The following is a 14,696-nucleotide window of genomic DNA, read 5'->3' on the forward strand; positions in this document are numbered from 1 at the left end:
CCGTTATCATGTAAAAAAAGTGCAAGCTTTTACGAGGTGGAAACTCGAAAACCTTGCATTTAAGTTTGATACCAAGGAAAAATAGCTCCCGTTCCCTCTTGACCCTGTTCCCTGTTCCCTGTTCCCTGTTCCCTCTCCTCACAGACAACTTTTTCAGCAACCCCTAGTTACCAAAAAAGTCATAAACCATGAGAAAATATGCCTTTGCCGTCTTCTAAAAAAATAAATTATAGAAGATATAAAACCATTTTTTCGATCCAATTACTAACTACAAATGATCTATGTCCCTATCTGACGCAATACCCGCTTTATTGGTTCTAGCAGATGGAACTGCCTATCGTGGGTGGTCCTTCGGTGCTACGGGAACCACCATTGGTGAAGTTGTTTTTAACACAGGCATGACCGGATATCAGGAAGTGTTAACTGATCCTAGTTACTGCGGTCAAATTGTGATTTTCACCTATCCCGAATTAGGCAACACAGGCATCAATCCCGAAGATGAAGAATCTGCCAAACCCCATGTTAAGGGAGCGATCGCTCGTAACATCTGTCATAAACCTAGTAACTGGCGTTCCAGCCAATCCTTACCCCACTACCTGCAACAGCACCACATCCCCGGCATTTTTGGCATAGATACCCGCGCCCTCACCCGGAAAATTAGGATGTTTGGCGCAATGAATGGTGGCATTTCTACAGCCATTCTCGATGAAACAGAACTGTTAGAAATGGTACAAGCTGCTCCCAACATGGCAGGTTTAAACTTAGTCAAAAAAGTTACTACCTCCACAGTTTATGAATGGCAAGAAGCCACAACCACCCCCTGGGAATTTAACCCCACAGCAGTGGCAAACATTGGCCAAACCTTTACCGTTGTAGCCCTAGACTTTGGTGTGAAGCGGAATATCCTCCGTCGTTTAGCTAGTTATGGCTGTCGCGTCATAGTTGTTCCTGCCGATACACAACCAGAAGAAATTCTCAAATACAATCCAGACGGTATTTTCCTCTCTAACGGACCTGGCGACCCCGCCGCCGTTACAGAAGGCATTAACACTACCAGAGCCTTGCTAGAAAGCCAAAAACCTATGTTTGGCATCTGTATGGGACACCAAATTTTAGGTCATGCCCTCGGCGCGCAAACCTTTAAACTAAAATTTGGACATCGGGGTTTAAATCAACCCGCAGGACTGGAGCAACGAGTGGAAATTACCAGCCAAAATCACAGTTTTGCCCTTGATCCAGACTCCTTACCTACAGCTACAGTTGAGATCAGTCATTTGAACCTTAATGATCGCACTGTTGCTGGAGTCCGCCACAAGACCTTACCTGTGTTTTCTGTCCAGTATCACCCAGAAGCTAGTCCTGGCCCCCATGATGCTGACTACCTGTTTGAGCAGTTTGTGTTAACAATGCAAGCAGCACGTCAATAAATTTTGGTTTTTGGGTTGCCGATTTTAGATTGAAGAGGGACAAGTGTGGATTTATTCCCCCAGAGGTCAGGCATAAACCCAAAAATCTAAAATCTAAAATCTAAAATTCTTGGTCAAGGCGCAATCACCTAACTTGAGTAAGTAGGTGAACCGAAAAATTTAAAGGTATGTGAAGAAAAGTAAAATCGCCCAAAACTCTCTTCGGTGTTCCCTGTTCCCTGTTCCCTGTTCCCTGCGATGCACTGAGCCTGTCGAAGTGTTCCCTTGCCCCAACGACAATTTTTAACGCTAACCTACTTAACAGTAACAAATGTCATCATGGTGATTGATTGATAACTACTTCTAAATTTTTACCAACTCTCTCACCTCGACAAACTACTCACAAACCATCTATACTGGAACGTTTACTTTTAGTAAAAAAATGAGGAGGAAATTATAGCTGAACCACTAAATCTAACCGTGAGCCTGAGAGGTACACGCGAAATCCGGGATAACTCTCAGCTATTCCGCCTCACAGGCTTATTAGACGCTTTCTCTGAGCCGACATTTCGTAAAGTCCTCGGTGGTAAAATTGATGAAGGACCAAAACACATCGTTTTGGATCTTTCACAAATAGACTTTGTGGATAGTTCTGGCTTGGGTGCGCTAGTACAACTGGCGAAGCAGGCAAAAGAAAAAGATGGCACTTTGCAGATTGTAACCAATGCCCGCGTTACTCAAACAGTTAAGCTTGTTCGCTTAGAAAAATTCCTATCCCTACAAACTACAGTTGAAGCAGCCATAGAAAACATCCCAGCATCTTGATTGCTTAACTAGAAAATCTGAATTAGGCTATCCAAGATTATATCTGGGTAGCTTAATTTTTGGGTAGGAGGGAGGGGCACAGGGGCAGAGCAGAAAATTCTATTGCCTATTGCCTGTTTCCTATTCCCTGCAATATGTTAAAATTGGGAAGGCATTAAAATTATTGAAATATAGCGATCGCAAATATCTTGTATCCCAAGTGTAAATCTGAAGCCTAGACTATATTGTTACATCCTGCCTCCTGCCTTCTTCAAGTTTACCTTTCCTAGCCAAAAATACTGGGAAGGTTGTTTTGCCAACTCTTGGGACAAATATAATCCCCACAACCTAGAAAACAACATCAGTCATTTTTGATCCTTGTGGCCACTTTAGAATATGCTAAATAGACGCATATTACTATTGCAATCATAGTAATACTGGCGAAAAATTTCCCCCCCGTAGTGTTTTTTAAGGAATGATTAATTTGTGAAGCCGAAGGAGGACACAGACGACCATGCAGCAAATGAACTCACTGATCAGGATTCATTAGATATTTCCCCATGGTTGGTAAATGCAACGCAACTGCCTCAGCAAATATCCCCACAACAAATCAAACAAATATCTCCTTCAGCTTTGGCCTATTTGGGGGATGCAATTTACGAACTCTATGTTAGAATGTTTTATCTGTGGCCACAGCAACGACTGGAAAATTACCATCGTTCAGTAGTGGATCAGGTAAGAGCAGAAACACAAGCGATACATTTGCGACTGTTAACTCCTTACTTGAGGAGTAATGAATTGGAAATCGTTCGCAGAGGTCGTAACTCTGCCACAAGTCGTCATAAAAGACTCAATCCCGAAATTTATCAACAGGCAACTAGTTTAGAAACCTTAGTTGGCTACCTATATCTTACTGATTACCCCCGTTTAACCGAATTATTACAAAAACTCCCCCTAGAGAAATAGTCAGAAACTGCCTCTGGCTATAGGAAACTCATTTGTAATGGTTCATTAAATTGATGTCATCGGGCTGTTCACTCATCTAACCACAACCTCAAAATTTGTTATGACAAGTCAATCCAAAAAAAATAATTCTGCTAATCAAGCAAAACGCGGCCAACCTGTAAAAATCAAGGGCAAGCGAGTTGTTCCCCATCCTATCCGTACTCAAGGTAAAAGTGATGGTAAACCCCTGTCTGCAAAACCTCGGCCATCTCGCAAATCTTCTGAGGAGTCTTCAGAAATCAGATTAGCTAAGGAGGGTAAATCTTTTAGTGTCAAACCTCGGCCATTTCGCTCATCTTCTGAGGAGTCTTCAGAAATCAGATTAGCTAAAGAGGGTAAATCTTTTAGTGTCAAACCTCGGCCATCTCGCTCATCTTCTGAACAGTCTTCAGAAATTAAATTGGCCAAGGCAGGTAAATCTTATATACCTAAACCTCGCTATGGTTCCGAACAATCTTCAGAAATCACATTAGGGAATGAAGGTAAATCTTTTGCTCCTAAATACCGCACATCTTACCCATCTTTTGAGCCAGCTTCAGAAACTACATCCACGGAAGACAATGATCTGATTTATGGCCGTCATCCAGTCTTGACTGTTTTAGAAGGTGAACGTCACATTAACCGTCTATGGATTACTACCCGTCTCCGTTATGATCCCAGATTTCATCATTTAATTCTTCAAGCTAAGGATAATGGCGCAGTCATTGATGAAGTTGAACCCAGAAGATTAGATCAAATTACTGGTGGAGCAAATCATCAAGGTGTGGCGGCACAAATTGCTCCCTATGATTATATTGAATTAGAAGATTTGATTAGTAAGGCTAAATCTGTTACCGATCCAGTTATTGTTGTGGCTGATGGTATTACTGATCCCCATAACTTAGGGGCAATTATTCGCACGGCGGAAGCTATTGGCGCTCATGGTTTGGTGATTCCCCAACGCAGGGCAGCAGGAATTACTTCTACTGTCGTTAAGGTGGCTGCCGGTGCTTTAGAAACTTTCCCTGTGTCTAGAGTTGTAAATCTGGGTCGAGCTTTGGAACAGTTGAAAGAAGAAGGTTTTTGGATTTATGGAACGGCTGTGACTGGCAGTGAACCATTACAAACCGTTAAATTTAGTGGGCCTGTGGTTTTAGTTGTGGGTGGTGAAGGTGAAGGTCTGAGTATGTTGACACAACGATCTTGTGATGTTTTGGTGTCCATTCCCTTGCATGGTAAGACTCCTAGCCTCAATGCGTCGGTGGCAACGGGTATGGCACTTTACGAAATTTATCGTCAAAAATCGCTAAATACACTGTATCTTGATAAACTACAGACAATTTCTTTGAAAAAAGAATAGTAAAAGAGTATAAAGAAATGTAAAAGACCATAAATTCAACATATTCTCACACACCCAGTCACACGTTTATAAATCGGTAAAACCATGAAAACGATTTGGCAAAACCTCCAAGAAAGGCTGATTAGTACAGTTAATGTTCTCGGCCTTGCTTGGTGGGTAGAGATTATTACGCAAAACCCCCGGTGTACTTATTACTTCGGTCCATTTTTCAGTTCTAGGGAAGCAAATCAAGCCAGTATTGGCTATATAGAAGATTTAGAAACTGAAGGAGCGCAAGGAATTATAGTGAATATCAAACGCTGTAAACCTAGTGTTTTGACAATTGCTGAAGATTTGGGGGAATGGATTGACCGTAAAGTAAAGCCTGTCTTTAGCGGTCAAATGTAGTCAATTACCAATTCCATAGGCTGTTAGCTTCTATGATATAGGTTAGGTTAAGTCTGAGGACAACCTAACCTATATTTTTTTACTTAACGGGGGACAAATTCATCGCAAACAACGAATTGCTTCTAATAACCCTCTAGCTTTATTTAGGGTTTCTTCATATTCAGCTACTAAACCTGCACCTGCTTGAACTGTAACTGTCTGATTATGTAATACCATCAGCACCACCCAAAGATTTAGGTATTACATGATCTAAGGTAAATCGAGTTGTAGAAATGCGCTCAGGAGAGTGACAATACTCACATAGATATTTTGCCCGTTTACGCACTAATTCCCTGGTAATATCGTCAATAGTCATATTTGAGCTACTAACATCGCATTGATGTGAGTGAAAATTCTGTCTAACTCTCCAATAGCTTCCAATTCTATAACTTCTTCTGAAGTTAGCAAATCAGCTTTCTTTCTCTCCAAAAGTTCTTCCATTCGCTTTTGGAGTTCATCATTAAATTTGAATAAATTGAATTTATCTACCTTTTCAACTTTAATCCCACCCAGTAATTTTGAAGGTCTACTAATAGCTGGTATCATGGTTTAGCTCCAGTATTTATTTTAATTTCCCTTCTTCGTAGAAAGTAGAGTTTATCGCAAACAACGAATTGCTTCTAATAATCCTCTAGCTTTATTCAGAGTTTCCTCATATTCTTTTTCTGGGTCGGAATCAGCTACCAAACCTGCACCGGCTTGGACTGAGACTGTCTGATTATGTAGTACCATAGTTCTGATGGCGATCGCACTATTCAATTGTCCTTCAAAGTCATAATATCCATAGACACCAGAATATACACCTCGGCGGCTGGGTTCTAATTGGTTAATAATTTCCATGGCGCGAATTTTGGGCGCACCGCTAACTGTACCAGCAGGAAAACAAGCTTTTAATAAATCCCATGCGGTTTTACTAGGTGCTAACTTACCTACCACATTACTAACAATGTGCATAACATGAGAGTAACGTTCAACGATCATTAATTCATCTACTTTGACGCTACCACTTTCGCAGACTCGCCCCAAATCATTACGTCCTAAGTCTACTAACATGACGTGTTCGGCGAGTTCCTTGGGATCTTGCAGTAAATCAGCAGCTAAAGCTTCATCTTCCTTTGTTGTCTTTCCTCTGGGTCTAGTGCCGGCAATGGGACGGACTGTGGCGATGATTTCCCCTTCATCATTCTTTTCTGCTTTGACCATGACTTCAGGGCTAGAACCAATAATTTGCCAGTCTTGGAAGTTAAAATAGGCCATGTAGGGAGAAGGATTGATTTGCCGCAGGGAACGGTATAAGGCGAAGGGGTTGCCTGTATATTCTGTGGATAGGCGTTGAGAAATGACTACTTGGAAGATGTCACCAGCTTTGATATGTGCCTTGGCTTTTTCTACACTGGCGCAAAATTCTGGGCGGGTAAAGTTGCTAGTATATTCCTCTATGCCCGCTTTAGGCTTGTTTGTAGGGGCTGTCCAGGCTAATTTGGTGGTTTCTGGTGATAGGGGCAAAGATAGCTTCCTGACCATTTCCTGAATGCGATCGCTCGCTTTTTGATATGCTACCTCTAACCCGGCTGGATCACGCAAATCTGAGTATGCGATCGCCCAAATTTTCCGTTTTACCTGGTCAAAAACTAATAGCTGGTCTACTTGCATCCATAATCCATCAGGGATATTCCGCTCATCTTGAGCATGAATTGGCACACGTGGCTCAATCCAATTGATTAATTCATAGCCCCAAAACCCAAACAAACCGCCAATTCCTGAAGGTAATTCTGGTAATTTTACTGGGTGATAAGGTGCTAAACATTCAGATAAAACTGTAAACGGGTTACCTGTAAAAACTTGCTGTGAACCATCTCGATATGTTTGGGTGGTTTTATCGCCCCTTGCTTCTAAAATCCACAACGGGTCACAACCTAATAAACTATAACGTCCTACGGTTTCGCCACCCTCCACCGATTCCAGCAAAAAGCTATAGGGTTGATCCCCACAAACCTTATACCAAGCAGATACAGGTGTATCTAGGTCTGCAATCCATTCTTGATACAAGGGTACAAAATTACCTTGTGGAGTAAGCTGCTGAAACTGGTCGAAATTGGGGAAAATCATAAATAATGAGTTCAGAATACAGGAGTTCAGAATACAGAAGTTCAGTACGGGTGAACGGCCGTTCTGAAGTTCAGAATTATAGAGTATTTTCTTATCATTACGTAAGGTGGGCATTGCCCACCACATCATAAACGAAAATAGTCAGATGATGAATGATGGGTAATTTAGTCAAAGCTGTGACAATTATCAATTATCAATTACCCATTACCAGTTACCTAGACATTAAGCGTCGTGAGTAGCTTTACCACTAAATTTGATTTGTGCAGGGTTGGGGTTTTGACCGATTCTGCGGGGTACGTGACGCACCATAGAACGTCCAGCATTTACCTTTTCAGGGAAGACACCATCAGCAGGGTGAATCATGGTAGTTTCGCCGCTTGGCAAAATGCGATAAACCTTGTAGTCGGTAATTTTGAATTTGCGAAGTTGCGCGCCTAAAGCAATACCGTACTCTTTGCGAGCTAGGTACAATAGGTTTTCGCCTTTTACCATTTTAGCAGCACCACCAGTAGGCATTTCAAAGACTTGTTCTTTGGGGCTTGTCCAGGTGATAGCGTACTTTTCTTCTACATCGGCTTTTGTGAGTAGTCCGCCAGTGCTGCCACCAAAGATGGGGGTTTTTCCAGTGAGAGTTGCCATAAACTATCTCTTTGTAGGTTTTTAGGGCATACTAACATCGGAACTTAATTTATGTTGCGATCGCGTTATAGACTGTAACAGTTTTTAGTGATTGGTGAGGAATTAGAGGACAGGCGATAGTAAACGGGTAATAACTACTATGGTTAGCGCATAATTATACAAATTCTTGTGTACATTAGTACAAATATATAACTGTGTAAAAGTTACGGAATAATAAACCGCTTCAAGACGTATAGGAATAGGAGTTTGAGGGTTTTTTGGGTAAATCCTAATATTGATAAGTACCAAAACAAAATTAATTTAACATTTTTGGAAAAAACAAAAATCTCTATTTTGCACGACTACTTAATATCTGAGGCATCCTAGCTCTTTTACTTCCTAATTACCTGGAACAATGGGAATTGTAAAATGAAACTGACTGCCTTGGTCTTTACCCCTAGACTCAGCCCAAATTTTGCCGCTCCAACCGTTGACGATTTGCCGAGAAATAGCTAAACCTAAACCAGTACCTCCGGTAGTTCGCCGTAATGCTCCTTCTTCTTGATAAAATCGATCAAAAATAATTTCTAAACGATTTGGTTCAATACCGCGTCCTGTGTCAGATATGATTACTTCTACCATTTGATTACTATTATAATCTGCTTTAATATTTATAGAACCTGATGGGGCTGTAAATTTACAAGCATTATCAATGAGTTTTGCTAATACTTCAACCAGCCAATCACCGTCAGCCCTAATCAGGGGTAAATTGGCGGCGATTTGAGTTTTGATGGTAGGTGGTGCTTCGGATATGGGGCGAGTACGGAGGCGACTGAGTGCTAAATCTATACATTCTTGTAAATTTAATGACTCAGGATGCCATTCCACTCTGCCACTTTCTAAGTTAGAAAGGGTTAAAAAGTCTTGTACCAGTTTCCGCATTCTTTCCGAGTCCGCCAGGGCGGTATTTAGCATTACCTGTTGTAATTCCCAAGGCATATCCGGCTCAGTAGACAAGCTTTCTAAGCAGACTTGAATGGTAGATAAGGGGGTGCGGAGTTCGTGTCCGGTAATAGCAATTAAATTACTGCGGGTACGGTCTAGTGCTTCTAGTTGTTGGTTAAGCTCTTCTAAATTAGCAAAAGATTCTGCTTGGATCAGGGCTGCGCCGATTTGGGTAGCGATCGCTTTCACTAAGTCTAACTCTCCTGATTGCCATTCATGGGGAGGAAAATGGCAATTATGTAACTCCACAATTCCCAATAGTCGCCCTTGATATAATACGGGTTCGATCAACCAAGAACGCACGCCAAACTGCCTGACAATTGATGACAAGGCTGGTGATTTCTTGACTTGATAGTCCTCCAGGGTATCAGCCACACATACCCCCTCAAGCTGTTGTAGCACCTGCTGAAATAGGGGATTATGTTCTAACTCCCAACTTTGACCCAGTACAGAGGTAACACCAGAATTAACAAATTCATGTTCAATGATGGCTTTAGAGTCTGTAGCTTGAGCGCGATAAATTAAACACCGACAGGCTTCCAAATGTTGACCTAATTCCACAGCCGCCACTTGGAGAATTTCCCTGGGGTCAAGCGATCGCCTAATTGCTGCACCAATAGAATTTACCAGCCGTTCTTTCCGTGCTTGCGCCGCAATAGAACGGTAAGCTTTATGTAGCTTATACTGACTAGCTTGGAGATACGTTACCAAGCGCTGCACAAACGGATCAGTATCAATATCACAAGCATATTTATAGTCAGCATTAACAACTAAACTATCTATTGATTCCCCAATCCTAAACCGCTGCTTGACTTCCTGGACTTTAGCCGCTAAATTCGGCCGATAAATCTCAATTCTATTCAATAACAATTCCGCAGCTTTAAAACAGACCTCTTTTTCCGATGTCCAAATTCCCTCAAATCTTCGCGCTGTGTCCATATCCAAACTAGGGATCATCTCTGGAATATGTTTATTTTTACTCCCAGAAGCAATGCTCTCTCGGCACACCAAACAGGTAGCATAATTGTCCGCTACTACTACTAAATGCCATTCTTGGCTTAAAGCATCATCAGGCGCAAAATCTATCTTTTCATAGTATTCCGATCTATCAGCAAATTCCGTTTCCGGTGCTGATAATACGTATATTTGATTACTCTTTTCCGCAAGTCTTTGATAGCGATGCGCCTCTTGACGATAAAAGCGCTCTTTCTGAAAACTAGCAATAATTAGAGGTTGATCAAAAGTAGCCGCCAACACTTGATCCTCCATCGCATGGGATAGTGCTGTTAGGGAAGCCTTAAAATATAACTGGGGTCGCAGATAGGGAAGTGATTTTAGCAAATCAGTTAGCACAGAAGTCGAAATACTCATGAATATATGTTTAAGCGCCCAATCTAGACAAGATTCACGTTACAATTGCATTGTACAATTTTAAAATGACTATTGGTTATTAATCATCGGTCATTAAGCACATCTTAACCATTACCCATTACCAAAATATTAAATTTTAATTAAAAATCACCAAACTGTAGGAAAATACTATATTGAAATACATATACCAGGTTTAAATCAAAAGTTAAAATGTAAAAATTCAAAACTCACTCAATCAGAATATTGGATTAAAGCCTAGATTATCTAAAGATTATTAAATGATCATTTTTGGCTTAAATACAAAAAATGACTGTTGAACTTACCCCTATTCTACTGTTAAACTACCTGAATTGTTAACAAAGAACTATAGAGGCTCAGAGAACAGAGAGAAAAAACATCAGTAATCTTTTTATGGGGAGGGAGTAAAACTAGGATCAGCTTTAATTTCTGCCAAAAAATCTGATTGTATATGTTGATCACTTAAATGTAATTGCCAGATCCAAAGTTGAGCAATTCCATATTTAGTTTGATGTTAACAATTTATTATCCAGGTGCATAAAATGAAAATTCTTGATATTCCCAAACTTGACATTTGTAATTCACAAACACTCCTAAATTATTTTGAAAATTCCTGGATATTAGAAGAAACCCTGATGAAAAGTTTAATCGGGGAAGATACCTTCTATCTTAAGCCCGATCCTTTGAGAAATCCGTTAATTTTTTATCTTGGACATTCAGCAGTTTTTTATATTAATAAATTAATTCAAGTTGGCTTAATTAAACGGCGAATTAATCCAGAATATGAAACCCTATTTGAAATAGGAGTTGATCCAGAAACTCCAGCAGAAATAGATGCAGTTATCGAAGGAATTAAATGGCCTGATGTCACAGAAGTTTGGGCATATCGAGACAAAGTTAGAGCCGAAATTATAACTATAATTAATCACCATTCCTGGGATTTACCTATTCATCAAGACCATCCTCTCTGGGCTTTATTAATGGGTATAGAACACAGTCGCATTCATTTTGAAACCTCCTCCATGCTACTGCGTCAACTACCAATTGATAAATTAAACCGCCCCCAAACATGGAATTATGCCCCTACAAATGGGAAAAATTCTGATAATCAAATGCGAGAAATTCCTGGTGGTATAGTGAAATTAGGAAAACGCCAAGATGATTTAACTTTTGCTTGGGATAGTGAATATGGTCATTTAGAAGGAGAAGTTCAACCATTTTTAGCTAGTCAATATCTGATCACCAATGGCGAATTTTTAGAATTTGTCCAAGCAGGTGGTTATAAAAACCCAGAATATTGGCATTCTGAATCTTGGCATTGGCAACAACTATATAATATTCAACAGCCTAAATTTTGGATACCAGAAAATAATGGTAAATATCGTTATCGTGCTACATTTGATGAAATAGATTTACCCCTAGATTGGCCTGTAGAAGTTAACTATTATGAAGCCCTGGCATACTGTCAATGGCAAGGTGTAGGAACTCGCTTAATGACAGAATTAGAATGGAATCAAGCCCTAAAAATATCAGAAAAAACTTCTGAAAATCCGAGTTTAGAAAATAACTATAATCTCAACTTACAATTTATTTCTCCTTGTCCCGTCGGGATGTTTGCTGGAAATAACCAAGCTGGACTTTCTGACTTACGAGGCAGTGTTTGGGAATGGTTAGGAGATACATTTTACCCCTTACCAGGATTTCAAAATCATCATCTTTATCCAGATCAATCTGCACCTTTTTTTGGTGATAAACATCAAATGATGTTGGGAGGTTCTTGGGCAACAAATGGTACAATGGCTTTACCGTCTTATCGTAACTGGTTTCGTCCCTTTTTCTATCAGCATGTTGGTTTTAGAACTGCTAGAAACTTAGATTAAATAAGATGCAGATGCCAAATTTATTGGCAAAATAAAACAAAAATTTGGCTATTTGATAATTTCACAAGTTTTTCACAAAACAAGTTTACCTAGAGGATTAAAAAAATGATTGTTCAACCTTTAACAGTTTTAGATCATCATTATCAAGAATTACGAGATAATGGCGAAGATGTGATTCAAGGATTAAGTAAAAATCCCAAAACATTATCACCTAAGTATTTTTATGACGATCATGGTTCTCAAATATTTGAAAAAATTTGTGAGTTACCAGAATATTATCCTACTCGCACGGAAGCATGGATTTTAAATCAATATGCTGATGAAATTGCAGAAATTACTAATTGTTGTGAGTTAATAGAACTAGGTAGCGGTAGTTCTACCAAAACTCAGTTTTTATTAGATGCTTATCAGAAAATCTCTGATGCTTGTAGATATTTACCAATTGATGTCAGTGGTGGTATTCTCAAAACCAGCGTTTTAGACTTACAAAAAAAATATCCTGACTTAACCATTCATGGGTTATTAGGAACTTATGAACAAGCATTAGTGCATTTAGAAACCAATTATTTACAATCACGAATGTTGTTTTTTCTGGGAAGTTCTTTAGGGAATTTTAACCCAGAGGAATGTGATAGTTTTTTAAATCAAATTTCTCGCACTTTACAAACTGGGGATTTCTTTTTACTAGGAATTGATTTACAAAAGCCCCAGGATATTTTAGAAGCAGCTTATAACGATAGTCAAGAAGTGACTGCTGCTTTTAATTTGAATATGCTTTCTCATTTAAATTGGCGGTTTCAAGGTAATTTTGATATCAGTTTGTTTAGACACCAAGCAGTTTATAATCAAGTTGATCATCAAATTGAAATGTATTTACATTGCCAAAAAAGTCATTGGGTTAATTTGGAAGTATTGGATCTAAAGGTGTATTTTGCAGAGGGAGAAAGTATATTAACAGAAATTTCTCGCAAGTTTGATTTAAGAACAATAGAAACACAATTACAAAGTAAAGGATTAAAGACTGTAAAAACTTGGACAGATGAAAAAGGATGGTTTGGTTTGATTCTTTGTCAAGTTGAATAAGTTTTGTGTCAGCATTCAGGATTTATAAACACAGGATGAAAAACACTTGTACTTGTAAAATGCTGAATGCTGATAATTGTAATTGTTCAACGCGATCAAATCAATTAAATATTTATAGAATAAACTTAGAGGTCATAAAAATGCAAAAATTATTGAATTTCTGTCTTGAAATGGAATTTTATCTCAAAATTGCCCTTAGTTGTACAATTGCTCAACAGTTATTTTTTTTGCTGTTAAATAAGCTCAAACTAAATTTGATCATCCAAGTATTATTATACTGGTTGGTTGGAACTATCTCATTTTATGCTATTGGTATTTTTATTGAAAAATTAATCAAAAGTGATGACAGTTTAACTAAAAAACTGACAGTAAGAGTTAAGAAAGTAAAAAAACAATCATTTCCTAATTTTACTTTAAAAGGCATCATTACAGGAGAAATAAAAGCTCTAATTACCGCATTAATTATTATATATTTAGCTCCTGAAGTTCATAGAGGTAATGGTTTAATTCTCAATATGGGCTGGTTTTTTATGAGAATAGTTGCTGCTGATTTCTGCTTTTATGTAGCCCATAGATTATTTCATACAAAACTATTTCTGAAAATTCATCTTAAACATCATGAGTTTCATGATACATCAAGTTTTGTAGCCGGACATAAAAGCCTTATCGAATATATTATTGTTACCATGACAGATGTTTTACCTATCTTTATATTTGGATATGATATTACTCAACTTTGTGCATGGACTTTAATAGGTAATATTTATAATTTAGAAGGACATAGTTCTTTATCAGTATTTTTTATTCCTTCCAATTTCCATGATTTACACCATACTAGTTTTCATGGTAATTATGGTATTCATAGTTTTTGGGACAGAGTATTTAAGACACTTAATCCTATTAATAAAAAAACAGGAATTATGTTTCCTGCCAATTCTATTGAGTCTAAACTTAATAGCCTTTCTAGTGAATTAAATATTATAAAATCTGTAAATAAATGATATAATGACATAACTATAATAATCGAAAACCACCATGAAACCAAATCCTATACCTCCAAAACTCGGACAAGAATCAGTTTGGGACTATCCCCGTCCTGCTATTTTACAAGATACCGACAAACATCTTAAAGTTATTTGTAATGGGATTGTTTTAGCAGAAACCACTAGAGGAAAAAGAGTTTTAGAAACTAGTCATCCTCCTGGTTATTATATTCCTGCTGAAGATATTAAGTTAGAACATTTAATAGAGACATCTAAAAAAAGTTATTGTGAATGGAAGGGTTGGTGTCAATATTATGATGTTTCCGTAGGAGATAAATACATAAATAATGCTGCTTGGCGATATATTCAGCCCAGTCCTAATTTTATCTCAATTCAAGAATATTACAGTTTTTATGTCAGTTTAATGGATGCTTGCTATGTGAATGATGAATTAGTTAAAGCCCAAACAGGTGGTTTTTACGGAGGGTGGATTACTACTGATATTGTTGGACCATTTAAAGGTGAACCAGGAACTATGTGGTGGTAATAAGTTTCGTAATTAGATACCTATCTTTTTAAAAAAAAATCCGGTATCTAAATAGGGCTTGCTGAATAAAGCTATAACCGTTTATTAATAGGGGTTTCGCGG

The 14,696-nt window shown here is 38.5% G+C and carries 14 protein-coding genes; 9 read left to right on the forward strand and 5 right to left on the reverse strand.

Annotated elements, in window-relative coordinates:
• Positions 1–281 precede the first annotated feature (281 nt).
• The 5 genes from carA to CUN59_RS09650 all read left to right on the forward strand — a co-directional run bounded on the left by carA (position 282) and on the right by CUN59_RS09650 (position 4,941).
• Positions 282–1,427: a glutamine-hydrolyzing carbamoyl-phosphate synthase small subunit gene (gene carA, locus CUN59_RS09625; protein WP_104387643.1), complete on the forward strand. Its 1,146-nt coding sequence runs from the start codon at positions 282–284 to the stop codon at positions 1,425–1,427.
• A 459-nt stretch (positions 1,428–1,886) separates the two neighbouring features.
• The gene (locus tag CUN59_RS09635; protein ID WP_243406909.1) at positions 1,887–2,231 is read left to right on the forward strand and encodes an STAS domain-containing protein; all 345 of its coding nucleotides are present in this window, start codon (positions 1,887–1,889) and stop codon (positions 2,229–2,231) included.
• Positions 2,232–2,696: 465 nt separating this feature from the next.
• Positions 2,697–3,176 (forward strand): Mini-ribonuclease 3, encoded by a 480-nt coding sequence (locus CUN59_RS09640; RefSeq protein ID WP_104387646.1) that lies wholly within the window; start codon positions 2,697–2,699, stop codon positions 3,174–3,176.
• Between the two features lie 100 nt (positions 3,177–3,276).
• A complete protein-coding gene (gene rlmB, locus CUN59_RS09645; RefSeq protein ID WP_438501814.1) occupies positions 3,277–4,554 on the forward strand; it encodes a 23S rRNA (guanosine(2251)-2'-O)-methyltransferase RlmB in 1,278 nt (425 codons plus the stop codon).
• A gap of 84 nt (positions 4,555–4,638) precedes the next feature.
• Positions 4,639–4,941: a DUF1816 domain-containing protein gene (locus CUN59_RS09650; protein WP_104387647.1), complete on the forward strand. Its 303-nt coding sequence runs from the start codon at positions 4,639–4,641 to the stop codon at positions 4,939–4,941.
• 202 nt (positions 4,942–5,143) lie between these two features.
• Here CUN59_RS09650 and CUN59_RS09655 read toward each other — a convergent pair whose 3' ends face one another.
• The 5 genes from CUN59_RS09655 to CUN59_RS09675 form a co-directional block, all read right to left on the reverse strand.
• Entirely contained in the window at positions 5,144–5,296 is a 153-nt protein-coding gene (locus tag CUN59_RS09655) for an HNH endonuclease (protein ID WP_104387648.1), read from the reverse strand.
• Positions 5,293–5,526 carry a hypothetical protein gene (locus CUN59_RS09660; RefSeq protein ID WP_104387649.1) on the reverse strand — a complete coding sequence of 78 codons (234 nt, stop codon included), beginning with the start codon at positions 5,524–5,526 and terminating at the stop codon, positions 5,293–5,295. The genes CUN59_RS09655 and CUN59_RS09660 overlap by 4 nt, the downstream gene beginning before the upstream one ends.
• 51 nt (positions 5,527–5,577) lie before the next feature.
• Positions 5,578–7,089, reverse strand: coding sequence for an anthranilate synthase component I (gene trpE, locus CUN59_RS09665; RefSeq protein ID WP_104387650.1), 1,512 nt, complete (start codon positions 7,087–7,089; stop codon positions 5,578–5,580).
• Between the two features lie 222 nt (positions 7,090–7,311).
• Entirely contained in the window at positions 7,312–7,728 is a 417-nt protein-coding gene (locus CUN59_RS09670; RefSeq protein WP_104387651.1) for a photosystem I reaction center subunit II PsaD, read from the reverse strand.
• Between the two features lie 378 nt (positions 7,729–8,106).
• A complete protein-coding gene (locus CUN59_RS09675) occupies positions 8,107–10,083 on the reverse strand; it encodes a DICT sensory domain-containing protein (protein ID WP_104387652.1) in 1,977 nt (658 codons plus the stop codon).
• A 560-nt stretch (positions 10,084–10,643) separates the two neighbouring features.
• On the opposite strand from CUN59_RS09675, the gene ovoA reads away from it, so the two are divergent.
• From ovoA to CUN59_RS09695, 4 genes are all read left to right on the forward strand, one after another.
• On the forward strand, positions 10,644–11,981 hold the full coding sequence (gene ovoA, locus CUN59_RS09680) for a 5-histidylcysteine sulfoxide synthase (protein ID WP_104387653.1): 1,338 nt from the start codon (positions 10,644–10,646) through the stop codon (positions 11,979–11,981).
• Positions 11,982–12,086: 105 nt separating this feature from the next.
• The gene (gene egtD, locus CUN59_RS09685) at positions 12,087–13,064 is read left to right on the forward strand and encodes an L-histidine N(alpha)-methyltransferase (protein ID WP_104387654.1); all 978 of its coding nucleotides are present in this window, start codon (positions 12,087–12,089) and stop codon (positions 13,062–13,064) included.
• A gap of 140 nt (positions 13,065–13,204) precedes the next feature.
• Entirely contained in the window at positions 13,205–14,065 is an 861-nt protein-coding gene (locus CUN59_RS09690) for a sterol desaturase family protein (protein ID WP_104387655.1), read from the forward strand.
• Positions 14,066–14,099: 34 nt separating this feature from the next.
• Positions 14,100–14,594, forward strand: coding sequence for a DUF427 domain-containing protein (locus CUN59_RS09695; RefSeq protein ID WP_104387656.1), 495 nt, complete (start codon positions 14,100–14,102; stop codon positions 14,592–14,594).
• Positions 14,595–14,696 lie beyond the last annotated feature (102 nt).

Source organism: Cuspidothrix issatschenkoi CHARLIE-1 (genome assembly GCF_002934005.1).
In the GTDB taxonomy this organism is placed as follows: Bacteria; Cyanobacteriota; Cyanobacteriia; order Cyanobacteriales; family Nostocaceae; genus Cuspidothrix; species Cuspidothrix issatschenkoi.